Origin of the sequence: Mesorhizobium sp. M0678 (assembly GCF_040320505.1) — a bacterium.
In the GTDB taxonomy this organism is placed as follows: domain Bacteria; phylum Pseudomonadota; class Alphaproteobacteria; order Rhizobiales; family Rhizobiaceae; genus Mesorhizobium.
The window spans coordinates 1-19,340 of record NZ_JAMYPT010000045.1; the positions used below are offsets into that span (position 1 = coordinate 1).

Annotated in this window: 18 protein-coding genes; 4 read left to right on the forward strand and 14 right to left on the reverse strand. The window is 56.9% G+C overall.

What is annotated here, in order from left to right; genetic code table 11:
- Window positions 1-76 precede the first annotated feature (76 nt).
- Window positions 77-418, forward strand: coding sequence for a hypothetical protein (locus NKI29_RS32285; RefSeq protein WP_352798548.1), 342 nt, complete (start codon window positions 77-79; stop codon window positions 416-418).
- A 140-nt stretch (window positions 419-558) separates the two neighbouring features.
- Here NKI29_RS32285 and NKI29_RS32290 read toward each other — a convergent pair whose 3' ends face one another.
- The 5 genes from NKI29_RS32290 to NKI29_RS32310 form a co-directional block, all read right to left on the reverse strand.
- Window positions 559-762 (reverse strand): hypothetical protein, encoded by a 204-nt coding sequence (locus tag NKI29_RS32290; protein ID WP_352798549.1) that lies wholly within the window; start codon window positions 760-762, stop codon window positions 559-561.
- A 202-nt stretch (window positions 763-964) separates the two neighbouring features.
- Window positions 965-3,115, reverse strand: a complete 2,151-nt coding sequence (locus NKI29_RS32295) for a KAP family P-loop NTPase fold protein (protein WP_352798550.1) — start codon at window positions 3,113-3,115, stop codon at window positions 965-967.
- A gap of 81 nt (window positions 3,116-3,196) precedes the next feature.
- Window positions 3,197-3,667 (reverse strand): hypothetical protein, encoded by a 471-nt coding sequence (locus NKI29_RS32300; RefSeq protein ID WP_352798552.1) that lies wholly within the window; start codon window positions 3,665-3,667, stop codon window positions 3,197-3,199.
- Window positions 3,667-4,926, reverse strand: coding sequence for a UvrD-helicase domain-containing protein (locus tag NKI29_RS32305; protein WP_352798553.1), 1,260 nt, complete (start codon window positions 4,924-4,926; stop codon window positions 3,667-3,669). The genes NKI29_RS32300 and NKI29_RS32305 overlap by 1 nt, the downstream gene beginning before the upstream one ends.
- The gene (locus NKI29_RS32310; protein ID WP_352798554.1) at window positions 4,919-6,997 is read right to left on the reverse strand and encodes an ATP-dependent nuclease; all 2,079 of its coding nucleotides are present in this window, start codon (window positions 6,995-6,997) and stop codon (window positions 4,919-4,921) included. Before NKI29_RS32310 ends, NKI29_RS32305 begins: the two co-directional genes overlap by 8 nt.
- 177 nt (window positions 6,998-7,174) lie before the next feature.
- On the opposite strand from NKI29_RS32310, the gene NKI29_RS32315 reads away from it, so the two are divergent.
- Window positions 7,175-8,026 carry a competence protein CoiA gene (locus tag NKI29_RS32315; RefSeq protein ID WP_352798555.1) on the forward strand — a complete coding sequence of 284 codons (852 nt, stop codon included), beginning with the start codon at window positions 7,175-7,177 and terminating at the stop codon, window positions 8,024-8,026.
- Window positions 8,027-8,356: 330 nt separating this feature from the next.
- Window positions 8,357-8,551, forward strand: a complete 195-nt coding sequence (locus tag NKI29_RS32320) for a hypothetical protein (protein WP_352798556.1) — start codon at window positions 8,357-8,359, stop codon at window positions 8,549-8,551.
- Here NKI29_RS32320 and NKI29_RS32325 read toward each other — a convergent pair.
- The 9 genes from NKI29_RS32325 to NKI29_RS32365 all read right to left on the reverse strand — a co-directional run bounded on the left by NKI29_RS32325 (window position 8,529) and on the right by NKI29_RS32365 (window position 18,954).
- Entirely contained in the window at window positions 8,529-10,268 is a 1,740-nt protein-coding gene (locus NKI29_RS32325; RefSeq protein WP_352798557.1) for a hypothetical protein, read from the reverse strand. The genes NKI29_RS32320 and NKI29_RS32325 overlap by 23 nt on opposite strands.
- 118 nt (window positions 10,269-10,386) lie before the next feature.
- On the reverse strand, window positions 10,387-11,556 hold the full coding sequence (locus NKI29_RS32330; protein ID WP_352798558.1) for a hypothetical protein: 1,170 nt from the start codon (window positions 11,554-11,556) through the stop codon (window positions 10,387-10,389).
- The gene (locus NKI29_RS32335) at window positions 11,553-13,475 is read right to left on the reverse strand and encodes an ORC-CDC6 family AAA ATPase (protein WP_352798559.1); all 1,923 of its coding nucleotides are present in this window, start codon (window positions 13,473-13,475) and stop codon (window positions 11,553-11,555) included. Before NKI29_RS32335 ends, NKI29_RS32330 begins: the two co-directional genes overlap by 4 nt.
- Complete coding sequence (locus NKI29_RS32340) at window positions 13,475-14,593, reverse strand: phosphoribosyltransferase-like protein (RefSeq protein WP_352798560.1); 1,119 nt, start codon at window positions 14,591-14,593, stop codon at window positions 13,475-13,477. The genes NKI29_RS32335 and NKI29_RS32340 overlap by 1 nt, the downstream gene beginning before the upstream one ends.
- Entirely contained in the window at window positions 14,590-14,970 is a 381-nt protein-coding gene (locus tag NKI29_RS32345; protein WP_352798561.1) for an HAD family hydrolase, read from the reverse strand. The genes NKI29_RS32340 and NKI29_RS32345 overlap by 4 nt, the downstream gene beginning before the upstream one ends.
- A 119-nt stretch (window positions 14,971-15,089) precedes the next feature.
- Window positions 15,090-16,544 carry an HAD hydrolase family protein gene (locus NKI29_RS32350; RefSeq protein ID WP_352798562.1) on the reverse strand — a complete coding sequence of 485 codons (1,455 nt, stop codon included), beginning with the start codon at window positions 16,542-16,544 and terminating at the stop codon, window positions 15,090-15,092.
- Complete coding sequence (gene ybiA, locus NKI29_RS32355; protein WP_352798563.1) at window positions 16,541-17,140, reverse strand: riboflavin biosynthesis intermediates N-glycosidase; 600 nt, start codon at window positions 17,138-17,140, stop codon at window positions 16,541-16,543. The genes NKI29_RS32350 and ybiA overlap by 4 nt, the downstream gene beginning before the upstream one ends.
- Window positions 17,141-17,296: 156 nt before the next feature.
- Window positions 17,297-17,989, reverse strand: coding sequence for an SMC-Scp complex subunit ScpB (scpB, locus tag NKI29_RS32360; RefSeq protein ID WP_352798564.1), 693 nt, complete (start codon window positions 17,987-17,989; stop codon window positions 17,297-17,299).
- 2 nt (window positions 17,990-17,991) lie between these two features.
- Window positions 17,992-18,954 (reverse strand): DUF1403 family protein, encoded by a 963-nt coding sequence (locus tag NKI29_RS32365; protein ID WP_352798565.1) that lies wholly within the window; start codon window positions 18,952-18,954, stop codon window positions 17,992-17,994.
- Between the two features lie 169 nt (window positions 18,955-19,123).
- Here NKI29_RS32365 and NKI29_RS32370 point away from each other — a divergent pair.
- On the forward strand, window positions 19,124-19,340 hold a 217-nt coding region (locus NKI29_RS32370; RefSeq protein ID WP_352797953.1), incomplete at its 3' end, for a type II toxin-antitoxin system VapB family antitoxin.

A 19,340-nucleotide genomic window follows, 5' to 3' on the forward strand; every position in this document is an offset into this window, starting at 1 on the left:
GCGATGATCTGCTCTTCCGTAAACCGCTTTCTCTTCATCTGTCCGTCCTTCAATCGAGGCCGGACTCTAATCTCAGATGGAGGAAATTACCCGTGGCAGGTCATCCGTAGCAGGCGACGGCGCCGATAAATCTGGAGGCCGAATACTCTTCAATGTTCGCGTTGACAGCCATGCGGATGTTCAGCGAGTTGTCGCGATCGCGAGCAAATCGGACGGGGGGATGACTCGTCTGCTTCTGCTGTTGGATCGTACGGGGACGTCGATCAAGATCCACGAGGTGCCGGGTGAGGACTACCCATTGGTAGTCTCCATCGCCCGTTGGGCCAATCAGCCCCTTCACTCGCAAGCCATTACCAGCGTCAATGTCAAGGTTACCCTGCTCCTGGACGCTGTCGCATCGGAAGCACGGCCGGAATAGCTGAATTGCGGACTCAGCCGATGTTAGCGGGGCCTACGCGTTATGAACGGGCCCGCACTCCTCCTGCTGCTTTGTGCATTCCACACTGCCATTTATGCGACTTTCGAAGCACAAAAGGCGAACATACGGGAGGCTAAGCGTCAGCCTCTTGGCGCGTTCAACAGGGTTTCCAACCGTCGGACGCTCTCCAGCACCAAGTCGAAATTCGGCACAAACCCGAAGATCACGGCGCTTATGGCAACGTAGTCTCGCCGCAAGGCATCAATCATTCCGTCATGTGGCAGCAGGGCGAACGTCGGCGGATCCGCGGACGCAAGGCCGTAGTCCTTGCGATTGAAAAACATGCGAGCATGAGCCACGCAGTCGGCCGCCGAGATCCCCTGTTCGCGATCGCCCGGCGGGCGATTTCAAGCTCCATGAGCCGATGGATGTCAGAATAGTGGCGCGAGATCCGTTGTCCGCCACCACGCAATTCACCTCCCTGGGTCGAATCGATGGCCAATATGTCCCGCGCCATTTCTTCTTCGCTGGCTTTGTCGCGCACGTCTAATCCGCGCTTTCTCGGTCACCGTGTGCACCGCGAGGAATCTCTTTGAAACTCCGAAGCTTCTCAAGCTCTTCCGGCGGCAATCGCGAAGAAGAAAGTTCGTCGTCGACGCGCGCGTAAAGTCGCTCGATATCGATCAGTTTTTCGTAGGCTTTGGTGTCGACTTTAACGGTCTGCCGCTGAACCCGATCGCCCATGCCAAACGACCATGACGACGAAGGCATCTGCTCCGCAAGCGCGAGAAGGAACTCTCCTTGTGAGAGAGCAGAACCCGTCCAAGCCCGAACCTCCTGCGCGCCGTCGATACCGGAGAGGCGCTTCCAATCGAAAAGGAGTGAAGCCATATCTGGATTGCTCACAAGCGACCCGTCGCTTGCGGCATCTCTCAAACGGGCAAGCGCAAGGTTCTTGAACTCCTCCGCGACGGATTCGCCGACAATCGGCTCACCGCGTTCCTTCCCATCGTTCCGAGGCGCGAAGTAGCTCAAGCAGCGGTGCGCAAAATCCACTATCCACCCGAGAGAACCAACTGTCATCGCGCCTCGGTAAATTGCTTCACGATGCTCGATTGGAAATCGATCATGCACGAGGCGGTTCAGGAACCAGTGAAGTCGGAGATGATTATTTCCGAGTCCGCCGAAGCCTTGCTTCGCGTCGCCCTTGACGTTGAGGTCGTCGGCAATCGCAAACAGAGTAGCGACAAGTTGCGGAATCTTTGCATCGGAAATCTCCGGCGCGTGGGCAGAGAGTTCATCCAGTAGCAATGGGACGTTCGTCTCTCCGGTAGCGCGCCTGACGCCGAGTGCCGTACGAAAGGCGTCCCGAACGAAAGCTGGATCATCGGCGCGATCAATTAGCGCGTCGAGCTGGTCGGCGGGTATAACATCCTCGGAAATGGAGAACGCAAAATAGCTGCGGAAGTGCTTTTCGGAAGCAATGCTTCGGTCCCGATCAAAGCTTTCGCCTTGGTGGAAGGTGTTATCCCAAACAGCGTCGAGCCGCGGGAAGAGACGCTTGAGGCCCGTCCGCAACTGTTTTCGGTCTCGCTCAGTTCTGGTGCCCAGCCCAAAAAGAGCGTCGTACTCCTCCGCCCGATTTTCTCGACGGTGAATGCCGATATGCTCTATGCCGCAAAGCAGGTCTGGGTTCTGTCGAATCCCAGCATAGATCACCGGCTCCGACAGCTGCAACGCGGTAATGGCTAGAAAGTCCGCCCGATCGACGTTCCCGGCGACGGCGCCCCAAGTGGTTGACAGGTGATTGCCGATGCGCGCCGCGTCGCGCGGCGTATGGATTGTCGGGCTCACGATGTCATAGAAGACGTTCCAAAAGCGCGTCTTTTTTGCTTCGCCCGGCTCTCCCATGATTTTCATTGCGACTTCCGCGGAATGCCAACGCAGGAAATCAAGACGCGGCGGCGGCAACTCGAAAGAGCCCTGAATGATCTTCTCGAGGTAGCTGGCCCCCTCGGATGGAAAACGTTCCGCAACTATGCGTTCTGCTATCTGTCGATCAAAAGCCAGCAGATAGATTACGTTGGGCAACCGCCCGACCGACTTTATCAGACGGAAGATCGTTAGCACGTCATCCGGGCTGAGCCGGTCGATGTCGTCAATCACGACCACGAAGCGCTTTTCTTGATTGGCCAACGCCTGAGAGACCAACCTGTGTTCCTCTTCCACAGTCTTGTCTGACGCGGCCACTTTGCCGATGAGACCCGCCACCCCCGAAACGATGGTGCCAATACCCGGAGCTTTCATGTCTGCGACGGCGCCTGCAATGGTCCCCAACGAGGAAATGCCTTGTCCCAGCGAGGCAATGGATTTCCTGAATTTCGACGGTAGCGACGGCTCGATCGCCTTGCCGAGTTCCCGGAAGAACGCCAGGATCAACGTGTCAGCCCCTGCGAACCACCAGGGATTGAAGGGCACGAGAACCATCTCCCCCCTTTCGACGGATGGTTTCAGATGATGCTCAATCAGATTGATGGCGCTGCTCTTGCCCGCGCCCCAAGGGCCGTTGATGGCCAGAACCGCCCCCGTAGGAACGTCCATGTCCACAATACTGCCCGCAAGTGCTTTCGCGAAAGGGGTGAGGCCGTATCGATCCTCGGATGGCAAGGCAATGGGCAAGTCGCTCGATATGGCCATATTTTTATCCTGCGTCGCTGGCCGCTTTCGAGCGGCCCTCGTGGGCGGAACCGTAATCTGAGGCTGGTCCGGGAACTTCCTTCAGAACACCAACGCCTCAATGGAACCGGCGCCGAACCACTCTTGAAGTTTTGCCAAGGCTGCATTCGGTAGTTCTTGGGTGAAAAGCAGCGTGAGGCGCCGTTTCGGCCTTGAACAGGCCACGTAGAACAAATTTCGGTTCCTCTCAAAAGCCGCCTGCTTGCCCGCTGGAACAACCGCAGCCCCAGCCAACTCCAGCATTTCTCCGAAGTTGTACTGATTCCAGCCACGACCGAGAACGACCAGAACGTTCTCGAACTGGGCGCCCTTGACGCCATGCTTGGTTTCGAACGGCGAATAGCCGTCGAGATATCTTCGCAGCGCTTTTATCTCCGCGTATGCAACAGGACGAAGCTTTTGCAACTCCGCTAGTGGTCGGGGAATCTCCACCTCACCGTCCACCTCGAACGCAGCCAGCGCGTGTTGCAACTCCTCCACCCGATCCGGCAGGCGGGGCCGCTGCGACGCCATCAAGTGATCGACAACATCGCCAACCGACCCATTGTCCCTAAGCGTTGTGTATTGAAAGAGGCGCTCCAGGTGGCCTTATCCGCTTGGCGCTTCAGCACCGGAACCGTTCTGCCCAGCGCCTCAAACATGGCGCCATAGCGCTTTCCAGCATAGGCGTCCGCGGCCGGCTCAAGCACGTCAACCAGGAAGGCGATCAGCCGGTTTTCTTTCTTGAGATAGGAGTCGTTGTACCGAAACGCTTCGGCCAGGTTCGCATAGCCTTGCTCACTCGCAAGGACCCGATGGGTCAGCATGAGGATTTTGGTTTGGCTGGGTGCAAGGTCCCAGCCGTCGGCAACCATTGTGGCTTTCGTGGCCTCGAGAGCTTGGTGCGCTACGTCCGACGGCAGATCACCGCCCCAATGTTGGCCTCCTTGCCGTTGCCCAATCCAGCCGTTGGTATGGAAGATGCGGACTCGACCAGGTTCGGCCGGGTCTTTGACAAACTGCGGCAACTCCGGACGCATCCGATTGAGACATTCGACAATCGCATTCACGGAGCGGAAGTTCGCTTTCTTGCCAATCGGGGTGACGGCGTCGTCGTTGAGCTCGCCACATCCATTGCCGTAAATTTTCTGCCAGTGGTCACCAAAGAATCCAAAAAGTGGTGAACCTGGCTGGCCCAGGAAGCGCAGCCTAAGGGCCTCAACCCAGGCTTTGTCGGTATCCTGATACTCATCAATCAAGATGATGGGGAAGCGTTCGGCCATGATTTTCCGAAACTTCTGATTTTCCATCAGCGAGATGGTGAGCGGGATGACGTCATCATGGTGAAGCGAGAGCACGTGTTCGCGCACAGCGCGGTGGCCCAGACTGTATTCGACACCCCTACTACCTATGCCGCCAGCCTCCAGAAGCTTTTCCTGCCAAATCGGCATTTGCTGCACCAAAGCCTTAAGCTGCTTCTGGAAGCCGCCGATAAGCAGCCAGCAGAAGGCGTGGTTGGTGTTGCAGTAGATTATCGGATGCCGATCGGTTCGAGCTTCGATTTCATCCTTTGCGACGTTGGTGAAGGTGATGCAGGCGATTTGCTGTCCACGCCGCGAAAAGTCCCGCTCATGCCGCTTCGTCAGGTATTTAAGCGCCTCGATCAGCGAGTAGGTCTTCCCGGCGCCGGCACCGGCCTCAAGGCGAAAACTCCGGCTAGCCTGGATGCACGCGAAGACCTCTTCGAGGGCTATGCGGCTTGCCTCCTCGGCAGGGGATTCGAGACTACTCAACAACCCCTCCCCCCGGCGCAGCCACCACGGGTACAGCCGCGGCTGCTGCTGCCACAATTGCCAATGCAGGATCGACGGGGAGCACGTAGTCAACTGCCAGCCAGCGAATGCCGTCGGCGAGATATTTTGGCGTTACCCAGCCCGTCTCCTGAATGGCGTACTTCAGCGCGAATTCCGATTTCTTCAGGTCTGCGGCCATGGCGCGTGCAGCCAGCTCCTGCTCCTGTAGTGTCCCAGCCGGCAGTGCAAAAAGTATAGGGTTGGCCAGAATAAAGGCGTCTTCAAAAGTCCGACCGCAGGGGCCTGCGGCGACCTCGGGAACCTGATAGGCGATGCGCCCGCGACCGTCAGTCTTGTCGTCGTCGGTTTTAGCGTTCAGCCCCGCCAAAGTGTAAGGATCGTCGTCGCTGAACCAGTTCTTCAAACAGGCATTGCTGGAGGCAGTGCCCAGATGGACTGCACACGCTACACCGCCCGGTGCCACGACAGAGTCCAAGTCGGTGATGATGAGATAGTGCAATTCCAAGAAATCGAGGAGGGCAAAGAATAGATGCGCATATGCCCCACCGACCTCCATGATCGTGAGATATTGGCTTGAGAGCTTAACCGCAGCTTCCAAGGCCTCAATTTTTCCGATGATAACCGGCAGCATGAGCCGTTCGCTGAGACCCTCGACGAGAATGGCCTTGTCGGCGAAAAACAGATCGCAGCGAGTGAGGGTAAGGTATTGGTGCAGAAACTGCCTGTCGGGCGCCGGCGTGCCCGCCAGCCCCTCGCGCAGATCTTTGATCTTAGTCTGTCGAATACCGGCATCGGCGCCCGGCACTTCGGCGCCGAGAAAATACCGGATACTCTCGAATCCTGCCGCGTTGGCGATGTGTGACGAGTGTGTGGATACCACAAACTGGACGGGCCAAGCGACAGCACCCTCACCTGCGCCAGTCAGCTGCGCGGCAATCTTGCCCAATTGTTTGATAAAGACCTCCTGCATCTGAGGATGCAAATGGGCCTCAGGCTCCTCGATAAAGACGAGGTGAACGCCTGGCGTCTTCGGCTCGGCCTTGAACGCTTTGTGGAATTCCACGATCCTGAGCAAAATGAAAATCAGGTTGCGTACCCCAAGTCCGTTGTAGGACTCGGGCAGTGTCACCCCGCCATATCCGGCGTATCGAACTCTTGTGAAGTTCGACAAGAGCTTGCGGATATCAAGGATTGTCGCTGTCTGGAGTTCTTGGCCGCCTAAGCCTGGGTACCCAAAGCTGGTCAACGTCGGCATCAGGTTTTGCAGTTGATTTCCGAAATTGCCGTCAATTTGGGTCTGAATGCCCTGCACAACGGTCGCGAGGGCTTCTGCAATAACCCGGTCCGCAGCATCCGCGGTTGGGGAGGAAGCCGTGACGAAGAGGCCTTCAAGAATCTTGGCGAGAACGTCCGTTTCTCGCGATGTCACATCATCTAAACCGCGTTGTGCGTTGATGAAACCGGTCCTGACCAGGCTACGGAGGGCCGACGGCTGCAACTGACGGAAGTTTGTCGGGTCGTTCGGATCTTCCGCGCGGATCCTGAGTGCGAAATTGCCCGGAATCCTTTCCCGCAGCCCAACAAGGAAAGCCTTACGGGATGCATCGTCCAGCGAGCCATCAGGGAGCCCGTCAAAAAGGGCGCCTAATCCGCCGTCCTTAAGCTCATAGCGAAGCACGATCAAAGCCTCGCTCACGGCGGGATCGAGATCTATGACGAACGGCGCCAACGGACCAAGTTCCGGAGCGTTGGGATCATACGTACAATGCAGCCGCAATTCGATGGCTGGGAGGAGAGCGCGGACCTCGTCTTCCTGCTGGCCGGCGAGATAGGCATGGACGGCTGCGCAGAACCCGCGGTAACTGGCACTGGAGAAGTCCTCGAGCTGGAAATTCACGGGGCCATCATCGAGAAGCCGGCGCATGATCTCGGAAAGCGAAGTTTTCCCGCTGTTATTGCGTCCCACGATTACTGTTTCGGACGCTTCCAAAATGAGACTTACATCAGAAAGCAGTCTAAAATTCTTGATTGCGACCTTTTGAATGCGCATAATTACCCCAAGTTTTACATTTCCGACCCCGCAAAACGAATGACTTAATTGACGTGAGACCGCAAGATACTTTGCCGCTAAAGGAACCGGTTAATTTGAACGGACGGGCAATGCGGCCGTGTGCAGCGGCGAGCCTCATGCCTGGACTCGAGACAGGTCAATCATACAGGCACTGGCATGCAATACGCCTTGGTTGACAATGTTCGCCGCGAAGCCTTCCCCGGCGGCAAGGGCACGTGCCCGACCTGCGGCTCTGGAATGGTCGCGAAATGCGGCCCACGCGTACTCCATCACTGGGCTCACTTTGGCCGCCGCAATTGCGATCCCTGGTGGGAGAACGAGACACAGTGGCATCGTGACTGGAAGAACTTGTTTCCCGAGGAGTGCCGGGAGATTTCGCACGTCGCCCCGAACGGCGAAATCCATCGCGCCGACATCAAGACACCTACGGGTATCACGGTCGAGGTTCAGCACTCCGCCATGACCGATGCCGAGCGCATCTCTCGCGAGACCTTCTACGGCAACCTCGTGTGGGTCATCGACGGACGCGCTTTCCGGCATAATTTCGATATCTATCATGTACTGCCGGATCCCTCCTCAGACGTCGCGCAGGACGTCGTCTGGTCCAAGGCGCAGCGCCACATGAATGGCGCGAACGCCGGCATATTCTTTCGCTGGAGCGAATTTCTTCTGGAGCGTCCCGACGCCGCGAAAGCCGACGTCAAATTCGGTTACATCCATTCGATCCGGGAGATTGAAGACGAGGTGCAGTGCACCTATCGCGGGCATCATCAATTTGACTGGGTAAGGCCACGACGAACCTGGCTCGACGCAGCTTGCCCGGTCTATATCGACTTCGGAACCGACTTCCTGGTGAAGCTAGAAACCTATGACGAATCCGGTTTGGCTTGCATTCGTTATGTCGCCAAACGAAAGTTCGTGCATGACGTGATGGTGGAGACCCAAGCCCACACTATCGCGACACGATTTTATCCGCTGCCGCCATCCGGCACTACGGATTCTGTTTGATCAAAGCCAAGTCAGGGCCGGGCGCTTTGATTGCATATTCTGAGTTTGGCGGATAATTGCAAAATTGCGGCGCTTGGGAAGGACGGCTGCTCCGGCCACGAAACGCAAGGCGGAAGCCTCAAGCCCAGCAGGAGTTTTAGGGCATGCCAGGAAATCACCCTGATCCCATTGGCGCTGATGCATCGGATCGTGACGACGTTACGCTTTCGGACCTGGCTGACCCAGAAGAAGCGGCTTATGCCGCTCTTGACGTCATCCCGCCAAGAGGCTGTCGTAAGGGGTTGGCGAGCGACACCAATAGGCCTACATTACAGACACGAAGGAGCGGCCATGCAGAATCTGAAAACTCGGTACGCGACGGTAACTCGTGCTGCTAAAGAGGCAATCAAGCAGCGGAAGGAAGAGCCACGTTCCCGTGAAGAGCAGCGTGTCTTCGAAGCTTTCCGCAAGCAAGCGAAAGCCGCCTACAGCACGCTGAAGCCGACTGCGGAAAACCGACATCCTACTGGTCGACCCTCGCGCTAAGGAGCCAAGACGGCTTAGCTTGCGGGTCGGCTGCAATGCCCATGTGATCCGCATAAACCCACCGATGCGAGTAGGCGTCGTCAGAGCGGCCATCAAGAGTGTGTTCGGTCTTTTGATCCGCCGTTAGTGCAAGGTAGATCGCGTCCGCGTTTCTGGGCAACTCAAGACGCCGAACACCGTTTGCTTCGTCTTTCCAAAGCGCCACAGAGCTAGATTGGGGGAAGGCCTTTGAGGCATTCTGTCGTTCGATAAGCCCCAACGACGTGAACGTCAGCACCGAGGATCCTGGATCCTCGGCAAGCACAGTGGCGTAGCGGGCCGGCCATCGGCCTTCAAGCTGAGGGCCATCCATCAGCAGAGCGATAACCAAATTTGGGCCGACAGATCTAAGTACAGCCTGGCAGGGATCTACTCTGGCCAAATCTTCACAGATTAACGTCGTGAGCGACGTTCCTCCTCTATAGACGAATAGGTCTAGACTGCGGCCAAGAATATTCAGATGTTCCCACCAGTTACGTGTAATCGACAAAGCGCTGTCGATACCGTAGGCTTTAATTTGAGGCTCCGTTATTTTCCAACGATGATGCTTTTCGCGGATCAAAAATACCTGTTCCAAGCCAGATCCAGTGATCTTGTCCGACGACTCAAAAAGAAAAAATGGAGCAATTGCGACGAAATTTCCGCGCCGACCCTCCCTGTCGCTACTCAATCCAGAAATTAAGAAATCAACTTTCTCCTCCGCCAAGGCTCTTGCGAGTTGCCGAAAAAGCGGAAAATCGAGAGATAGTTCAGGCAACACGACGCCATCAATTTGCTTGTCCGCAGCTCGTGCTTTCTGAATTAGATTCCGAACAAAATCGACAAATACCCGGCGCCGCTCGGTTTCAGAGTGCTTGGGTAGCCAGGTCTGATCGACGTCAAAACAGCCCCATTTGCCGTCGTGGTCACCAATACCCACAAACGCTTCGGGGACGATCTGATAGGGGAATGGAACGAGGAGTAATCCTAAGCCATGCGGCCGCCTTTCTGACGTGCCAAATGGCGACATGACCCACCTTGCTCGCACGGCCCCTTGTCCTGGCAAAAGGGCGAGGTGATGGCTCAAAGATCGCATGGTACAGCCAACGGATGGCGTGCGTGATTTCGGCAGCACGCAAAGGACACTGGGGTCCGCCGTCGATACAGTCGCCGGTGCGCGCTGAATTCGACGGAACTCCCTCCCGCTGATGACATCACCTTCGGTGAACGCCTCGGCAATGGGCTGATAAAACACGTTCTTCGGATCGAAGCCGAGATCTCTACTCGTCTCATCGGCGATCATAAGCAATTCCAACACTGTCCACCACCAACCAGGTATATCGGCGTGCGGCGAAAGCGCCTGAAAAACCGGCTCTCGCGAGACCGGCGCTAGCTGCCGCCAGAGCTCATGCACATGTTGCGGCACTTTTGGAAGCGAACCAGGAGACACAGAACTTTGGCGCCAAGCTCGCCCTGTTGAAACGGCACGCGCTCGAACGTTCGCGTCGACAACTATTTGTCTTTCCGGTCCCTGTTCGCCCGTATCCGGCACGACATGGTGATAAGCACCGCTCGCCTCAAGGACAAAAGCTGCAAATGCAAAGATATCCGCCGGCAGCACCGGAGGCTCGGAAAAGGAGGAGAGTTCGCGAGATGCGTCCGGAAAGAGCAACCTGAACGTCTCGCGAATCGTCAGCATTCTACGCCTATATCAAATTCACTAGCGCCTCGCTTCGCTCAATGGCCCGCCCATCGAGCGAAAACCACTTCTCCCGGGGTGCAAATGTATGTGCGAACTGCTCAAGAATTGGGTCATTCTAGGAATATCCATCACCCGTTAGCATCAATGCGGAGATCTCCGGTTGCGAGGCTTGGAGGTCAGCAAGCTTAGCGATGTAACGTTTCGGCTCAGCATAGGGAATCGCCACGCTGGATCTCCGATCTTGCGATATGAGTTTCATTTCAAAGCATGCCAACGCACTACCGATCGTTACCAATTTGCTTGCAAGGGGTGTCACCACTAGCCGGCAGCCTCCAATGACGTCCATAGTGCTACGGTAACGCAGCATAGCGCTCAGCAGTTGACGGTACGCCTCAAAGGGGTGTGCTTCGTGGACATGCAGTATATTGCTCAAGGGCGTTTCGCGTCTCGCGAACAAGATCCCATTGTACTCTACAAGCAACTCATCTCCGCGTCTCGGATTACGCGACGGATGAGGCAAGACCGGACAGACTTCCGCCCAACTGGGGATGCTGCCTTCAACCTTCATTACCTGAGAAAGGCGGTTTTCGCCGAGCACTGGGAACCACACCAGCGGCATGTCCCGAAGCGCCTCCGATTGCATCGCTTCGGAATATCCAGGTATCAACACCAGATCGTTGCTGGGATCCTCAGAACTTATTTGGCTGTCCAGCGCGGCGTCCTCGCCGACCAAGACCTGGAACGTCGTGGTCGTACCGAAGCCCTGATTGCCTCCATCGAGGCTGGGACCAATTTTTGCCAGCAGCGAGAGGAGGATCGTCAGATATGCAATGCGTGGCAGTGAGCTGACATCCAGAACCACATCCGTCTGGTCGGTGACGTGGCGCAGCACTTCATCCGCCCCGCGGCGTAGTGCGATCGTCGTGCTGATATCGTCCTCACCTTCCGCGGGACCACCAATCACGATAGTTTCGCAATCCCCAACAGAGCGAAACGTTTGTTCGAGATCAGCCGCATTCGTGACCGTTTGCTGGAGCAACTCTTCGGACAGATGGTAGCCCGTGAAACCTACTAACAGAAGGGTTGCATGCTCGATCTCGCAGTGCGAGGCAGTCAATCGATCAACGAATTTCGCTGCGACGACATTGGCGCGTAGATCGAACCCTCTGCCTGCAACATAGAGCAACCGGATGGGCTTACCGGCTCGGCGCCGGTCGGCGAACATTTCGTCCCAAAGCTGTTCGACCTCGATTCCACGGCGGAAAACGTAGTTTTCCCAGATCACTGCACGACCTCGAGCGCGAGGCTCCGCGTCGGCTGAAGTCCAACCTCCGTCCACTCAACGAGCTTCTGCACTGATGTTTCCTGCCAACCGCCGTACTGAAGCGGAAGTCCGTATTGCGCGCAGAGCGTCCGGTTCAAATAAAATACTGTGCCTCCTTCGCGGTTCGTGCTCGGGCTGCTTTCTCGGGTAACCAAGAGATTTTCGGCGACGCACTCGAACAATACGCGAGACAGCAAAGCGGTAGAGGGTTCTGTCGTTTTTCCAACCCTCATTAATTTCTGGATCTCCGAGTTCGACAACCTGACGCCCGTCACGCCTGGAGCATAGGGCGCATTAATCAGAAAGGTCCGCTCTCTGCAAAACTGGCCAACTGAATCAAGCAGCCTTTGGGCCCGCGTACCCTCCGTATGACTGCGAGGTATGAAATCTCGCTTACGCGTTGCGGCTTCTCGAAGACGCCTTTCCTGCTCGCGTGGCAATAGCTGAGGCTGGGCCTGCCGGCGGAGCACCTGTTTGGCTTTCATGCCTTCGTAAAGCGCTGCCGCTAACGAGAGCAGTTCTTCGACGTTGCTGGTAGCCATCGCGCACAGACGTTCCATGCCGAAAAAATAGGGGACTCTCAGCTCATAGTTTGCGAAGATTTCTGCCGCGCCCTTCACCGCCGAGCTATCCCGGTCCTCCAATTCTCCTGCGGTCAGTGGCGTGAGCTCCAACGAGAGTTGTCTGCTGGTTGCGTCTCTGGCAACAAGTATCCTTGTGACGAACAGATCGTAAAGCACCTCGCTATTTATTATCGGTGGCTGCCTGTCTGCCTGCGCAAACCATTCGCTATATCGCATGCTATTCTTGTGTCGGCGTGCATCTTCGCGTAATTTTGCAACTGCCTGAGGATAGGCTTCGTCCAATTCCTTTGCACCAAGACCGTCCGATAGATATTGCCCGAACGAGCCGCCCGGAACGGCTGTCTGCAACGCGAAACGTCGATCCAAGATGTTTTGCGCGAATGTCACGAATTGCTGGCTGCTTCGACCACCCCAGAGTTCCTCGAGCGGATAATCGCGAATATCGCGCCCCTCCCTCACGCCTTGCGACAGGAATTCGTCGGCAAAAGCGATACTTCGGCTCGCAAGCCAGACGGGAATAGCCGGCCTTAGGACAACCAGCTCATCCACCAGCATCGACCGCTGGCTCTTGCGAAGCTTTTGTATGTCATCGATCATAAGTAGTCGCTTGGGCGCGACCTGCCTGCCATTATAAAGGAAACGAACCGTCTGTAGCCAGAGGACGGCTTCAAACCTAGATTGCGAGGGCATCGTAGCCGCCGAATGACCGACAATCGAATCAAGCTGATTATAGATCTCGCGCTCGCGCTGTTCCGCCCATGCAACCATTTCGCCCACGGTGGAGCCCAACGGAATTGCCTTGAGTTCCTGCGCAAGAGAACTGTATTCCAACCGGACATCATCGAGCTGATCCGCTGACGAAACCTCTATAAGTTCAGCCAAACTTCGCAGTGTCCGGAGCACCACGCGGCAATCTAAAAGAGCCCGAAAAATACCTTCTCCCGCGTCTGCGGCGCCGGGTGGCAGGTCTGCGTAACCTGCAGCACAGGACAGAAAGACGCCGAGCAATTGCGGCCCCTGCTGTTCATCAAGGACGCCTCGCTCGACTAGCTGTCTATACGACTCTGCCTGCGTCGGCTTTGCGTGCCAGAACGCTCTCAGCGCATTTGGTGTAAAGGCTCTCAAAATTGTCGTCTTGCCGCCACCTGGCGGACTACGGAACACATGAATGGCGCCTTCGAGACAATCCTCCCGAAGCCGCTCGAGGATCTTGGGTGAGAACATATGAACGAACTCCTGATCCGAAGTCGTTCTTTCGGACATCCTTTCTAAAAACGGATTGGCACGGTAGGCCATCAGGTCTCCCTGTGCCGGCTGACGCGTGGAAACAACCCAGAGAAGCTAAAGTTCTCGGGACCCCAAAGAGCGTATACGGAATTGTTAGGCGTATTGTGGGACAATACCAATGGAAGTGAGCAGTTGGCGAACCCAAACTGAGCACTAGACGTCCCGCCAATGGCGATGTGGCGGTCAGAGGCCCTCGGATCATAGTATACGCCTTTGCCGAGAACCCCCATGAGGGCTGGCTCCATCCTATCGGAGAGCGCTGCATCTCTTTCTATAGGATGCAGAACATGCAAACGAAGCGGCTTCAGCCCCTGCTCAGTGGTAAATCGTTCCGACCAATACTCAATGTGGTCGATGGCCTGACGGGTAGCCACATACAGGAGCAAATAGACCTCGTAGTAGTCGGTGTCGACGAGGTCTCCGGCTACGATTCGATCGTATATTTTCTTGATCTTTCCCTTAAAACGCCGTTCTTCGCCGTCAAAGCGAATGTAAGTGTTACCGCTCCCCGAGAAATCGTCGACAAGCCAGACAAGGCTGAACCGTGCTTTGCGATTCGCATTGTGCTCCTCCGGTGAAGTCGCAATAAGGGATTTGCGCAACTCGGATAGCATGTCGTCGGCTTTGGCGTCGCCCAGCTCGTACGCCTGCCAAATCTGCTCGTTACTAATCGCCCCGTTGCTGGCGCGGCGAAGCTCATTTGTGTGGGCTCCGTCGCTCAGTCCGAGGTACAGCGACTTAACCCGAAGTTGCTCGAATCGAGGGTGTTTTCGAAGCTCTCCAACCCGGTATGGAGCGATCCCATTCTCCTCTGCAACGAGACGAAGTCGCTCTTGAACAATAACATCAGGATACGCGAGCTGGACCAAGTGTGACATCTCTTGATCAGAAACGAAGATGAGGTGTTTTTGAACGAGCGAAAGGGCTATCGCTCGGTCTCCAGTTTCAAACTGATTCAGCCACAATGCCAAGCTTTCGACGAAGCGCTTTCCCGGCCCAAAACGCTGATAGGAATCGTATTTGTAGTCGGCGAGCAACTGCAGCGCGGGCACTTGGGCGCCGATCTCTTCCGCGTCGGTCCATCCCATCACGGCGGCCAGCAAATTCTGCGCGTTCACATCCTTCATTGGACATCCTGCTGCAATTGAAACTGGAACGTTCCGCAGTCACCAATCTTAAGTCGGTCGAGATACCACAGCGTAGCATCGACATCACGCTTATGTTTCGGGGCAAGTTTCCAACCCCGATCCAGACGGCGCGATGGTAGATCCACGCTGAGCGAAAACCTGTGCTGGAGGAGTGCTGCGTCGTTTCCTGGCCATGCACCGAGATCGCCCATCGTCACGACTTCATATGGGTCGATGTGGTCGTCCCGAACGATGCGCGCAACGAGATGGGACTTGCTTACGTCTCGAGATAGGATGTCGATGGAATGCTTGCTGCGTACGATTGTACCTGCTTCTAGGCCGGCTTGCTTCAACGCGTCGACGATAACGAACCACATCTGCTCTGTGCTGACGCCACCGGCAAAACGAATGCTAAGTTGGTGCGGAGGAGTCGGCCGAATTTGTGAGATGGGCACGCCGTAAGATTGCAGATTTGAGACGATGCGTTTCGCATGTATCAAAAACTCGCTGAGATGATCATCTTTGCTGGGACCTCGCCGAGGCGTCCGGTCCAGCCACCGTTGTATAAGCCGAGTCGAACCATGGGCCAAAGTTGCTTCTCAATATGTTCCTGCAGATGCTCGGCAATTGATCCTCCCCTGCCTGAGGCGATGCCAACGACAATTCCCGCTCGCGTCAGACGCCTGAGTTGTTCGATGATTTCGGACGACGGCGCAACGTCCAGGCTGCTTGAGCTGCATAGCGTCCCATCATAGTCAAACACGATTGCTCGAAACACCTGCCTAGCAAACTCCATTTCGGCTGCCTCGCGAGCGCGCCGAATTCTCCCGCTATTGCGTTCCGAGGGCCACCGCGCGCCCAACACCTCATATTTCCCATCTTCGCCGCGAACCTCCTCCTTCTCCGACAGAGGTATTAGAGTGGCCAAATCAGCATAGTACAGTTGACGCCCGAGTGACGAAACGTTTGGCCTCGAAATGTCCCGGCTCGATCGATTTGCGATCTCCGAAACCAAGTGCATCGCTGCGACCAGACCCTCGAGCAAATCTCGCGGCGACGAACCCGAGAGTGGCAGTTCGAAAGCAGGTACCTCGCTAGGAATCTGCGGCCTCATGTCCTCCCAAAGCTTCTTTGTGCCCGGTTCCGTGAGCACCAGTAGCGCGCTGTCGCTGGACCGCTCGGTTAGCCACAGATGACGCCCGTGTGCGAATGACCGGAAGTCGGCCAACTGGGAAAACAACAGAGCTGCCTCGGAAAGCTTCGATTCGAGATCTTCCGCAATCGGACGAAGCCGCGGGGAGAAAACGATGATTAGTGCCTTCCTAGATACCGCCTCGTGCACAAACGTCGACGATCTCGTAAGCCACGAACGAAGCTTCGAGCCGTTAAGCGTTATCTCCGCAGCCTCTAGTGGGGTCGATAGGTTGTTTTGATCAAGCTCACCGTAGGCTCGTGCGATGAGGCTTGCGTCAAATATGAGACTGTTTGTTGCGAGATAACCGTCTTTGTCCGCCAGTTCAAAAGTGTGGCTACGAACATCGTTCAATGTCCGTACCCGGTCCATTAGCGGACTCTTTGCCCGATTTGTGACAACGTGAACCGCCCTGGAGCTTTGCTGTCGAGCTCTCTGCAACGCTTCCAGGATATCGGGGTTTTTTCCTTCCGCAGAGACGATGAATATGGGACTGGCTGACGCGAGCGTTGGGTTGCAAATCAACTCCAGCGGGGTCACTGCTCTTGAGACACGGCCCGTGTACGCCTCGTGGAGGCTGCAAAGAAGTGACGCAACGGTGAAAGATCCCCCAGAGCCAACGGCGATTATGCTTGAATCACTGGCTGCCGTGATCGCTCCTTTCAACATTTCGATATCAGCAAGCGCTGCAAGGGCAAGCGTCGCATCGAGATGTGACAGTTCCTGCTCGTAGTGGGTTGATGTTGCGCCGCTACTCATGAGAGAACAGCCTGGGTTCGCCGCTCCGCCTTGGATCTTTTTGTCGATGACCTTTTGGGAGAGGTTACGGCTGGTCGGTCGCCGGCCAATTCACCCCTCACCTCCATCAACAGAACCCCGAGCATGTTTTTGCCTTGGCCATTCACCTCGCCCCACAGCCTATTCACCGCATTGCTAACCCGACCCTTTTCGACAAGTCGGGCGGAACCCGTTGATAACAGCAGCTCAGCGAGGTCGGGATGCTGAGCAAATTTTGCGCGCAGGACACCTCGCATCCGATCAAATTTGATGTTTGCCCAATTCGGCACAACGTCCCAAGTGTATAGCCCGTGAGCTGCCATGGCCGCGAGCGCCGGCGTCGGCGCCGACAATATCCAATCACGAACGGCGGGCTTTGCGGCTTTCCCTGCTTGATAGGCGTGTTCTGCCGTCGCAAAAACTATACCCTCAAACTCGACGGGGCGCCGAAATAGGTTGCTAAAAGCGCCATAGGGTTTCTCATTCGCTCGGTAGAAAAAGATAGTTCCGTTGTTATCTGATCTTTCATCATCGACGATCAAACCTTCGGGCATTGATGTCATCTTTTTGTGCTTCACAGTTAGATACCCTGGTTGACATCTGATACGGCGCCAGCCGCTGATATGCGAATTTGCACACTATGGGCAGGCCGTGTGGTTCGGAAGGATATGAATCTGCCCGCCGTAAAATAATGACCCCCAGTATGGCAAGAGCGTTGCGGGTTGTATCGTTTCTCAGTCATCGCCACCTTCTCCGGCGTCGCTCAGCTCGACCAGAATATCGCCTGCAAGCAACTTCTCCTTCGATAGCAGCCCAGCATCTTCGAGCGCCTCGAAATCCGGCAGGTCGCGCAGGGTGTCGAAGCCAAAGTGGGTCAGGAACACCTTCGTTGTCACATAGGTATAGGGTGCGCCGGGCTGCGGCGAGCGCGGTCCCGACACGATGTAATCCTGCGATCGGAGAATCCCGATCAGGTCACGCGACACCTCCTTGCCGAAGAAGATCGAGAGTTCGCCACGGGTGATCGGCTGGAAGTAGGCAATGCACATCAGCACCAGCGCCTCCGATTGAGACAGCTCTTTTGACCGCTCGGCACCCTGCCCTGCAGCCATGCCAAATGCACCCCGGATGACGTCGGCAAAGGCTTTTTTGGTCCGATGTTGCCAGCCGCCGGCGACCGCGACCAGCTCGTAGGGCCGGCCGGCAAGCTCGGCGCGAATGTCGTCGATGATCAGCTCGATGTTGCAGCTTTTGCCGACGACGCGCGCCAGCACCTCACGCGGTACCGGTTCGCTGGCCGCAAAGACCACTGCTTCCACGCGGCCCATCCATTCGCGCCAGCGCAGTTCTGGCGGCAGGTGCTCGAGCTCGGTATCGAGCAACGCCGGCTGTTCGTTCGGCTTGCGGCGGGCGGACGCTTCACTCATCGCTACAGCCCAAACATCCGAAAGGTGGTGCGGCCCGACAGCTCCCGCACGGCCTCGAGTTGCTGCAGCCGCTCGAACAGGCGTCGCGTGGCAAAACGGGACAGGTTTTTCGTCGTCAGCGAGCCGGGCACGGCATCGTCGTCGAGCAGTCTTTTGACGACGTCCCCTGCGCCCTTTGCCCGCAGCTTTGGTGCCACCGCCGCAAGCCGCTCGGCGCGCCGGGACAATTCTCCGGCCAGCCGCAAGGCATCGTCAGCACCCTGCGCCAGCGCCCGGCACACCGCGCGCTCAAATTCTTTTTGATCCGCCGGCCTTATCCGCTTGCCGCGGCCGTCATCGGTTCGAAACGCAGGAGCAAAAGCCTGGGCCACCAGCATCGGAATCGACCGCGGCCAACGCAGCTTTTGCGCCAGCACCAGATCGGCGCACCACCATGCCAGCAATTCTGTTCCCGACGACAGGGCAACAACCTGCCCGGCGATCGCCGCGGTGGCAAACGGGGCTGGTCGCCCGGAGCGGATCAAATCGTCGATTGTCCGGGGGAGATCGGCAAAGGCGTCTTCCCAGCGCAGACCGAGCAATTCGACCACCCCGGCCAATCTTTCGGCGTCGATGACAGGCTGGTGCGACGCCAGCTGCCGCCACGCGTTCAAAATATTGCCGGCGGGGCCGGGACCGCCGTCGGCGGGACGCAAAAACCAGGCATCGCGCAGCGCCGCCTCGTCCTCGCTGCGGCCAGCTAGCCGAACTGCGGCGGCGGCACAGCGGAGCGCCAGCCGCTGACGCCAGACCCCGGCCCAGCTGACTTGTGCCCGGGCAAGCGTGTCGAGCGCGCCGAGAGCGGCGCCGGCTCGGAAGGCAGCGTCGGCGTCGCTGAGCCCGGAGTCCGCGACGAGCGCCCAGGCCGGGACGATCGGCGGCGCGATGGGGGCGGGGCTGGTGGTCGCGGGATCGAGGCGAATCATGGTTTGGAGGGTAAAGTGCCCGTGCGCTTTGCGCTACAGTTTTCACGGCAAAACGCACAGCCTGTCGATGGGACAAAACGAATGATAATGTTGCATTATCATTCGTTGTTTACGAGGGCTAGGGGACCATGGTAGAATACGCCAGAAAGGTAGAATTTTGGAGTCTTTCGTGTCCCTGAACATCAAAAATCCGGCCACCGTTGCTCTCGCCGATGAACTCGCACGCCGCCAGGGTATCAGTAAGACAGCAGCCATTCATCAGGCCCTTAGCGAGCGCTTGCATCGCTTGGGCTTTGGAGAGACCGCTCAGGAGCGTCTGCTGGCAGAATTGCGCGCCATCCGAGAAAGAGTTGCACGATTGCCCGAACTGGATAGTCGCAGCGACG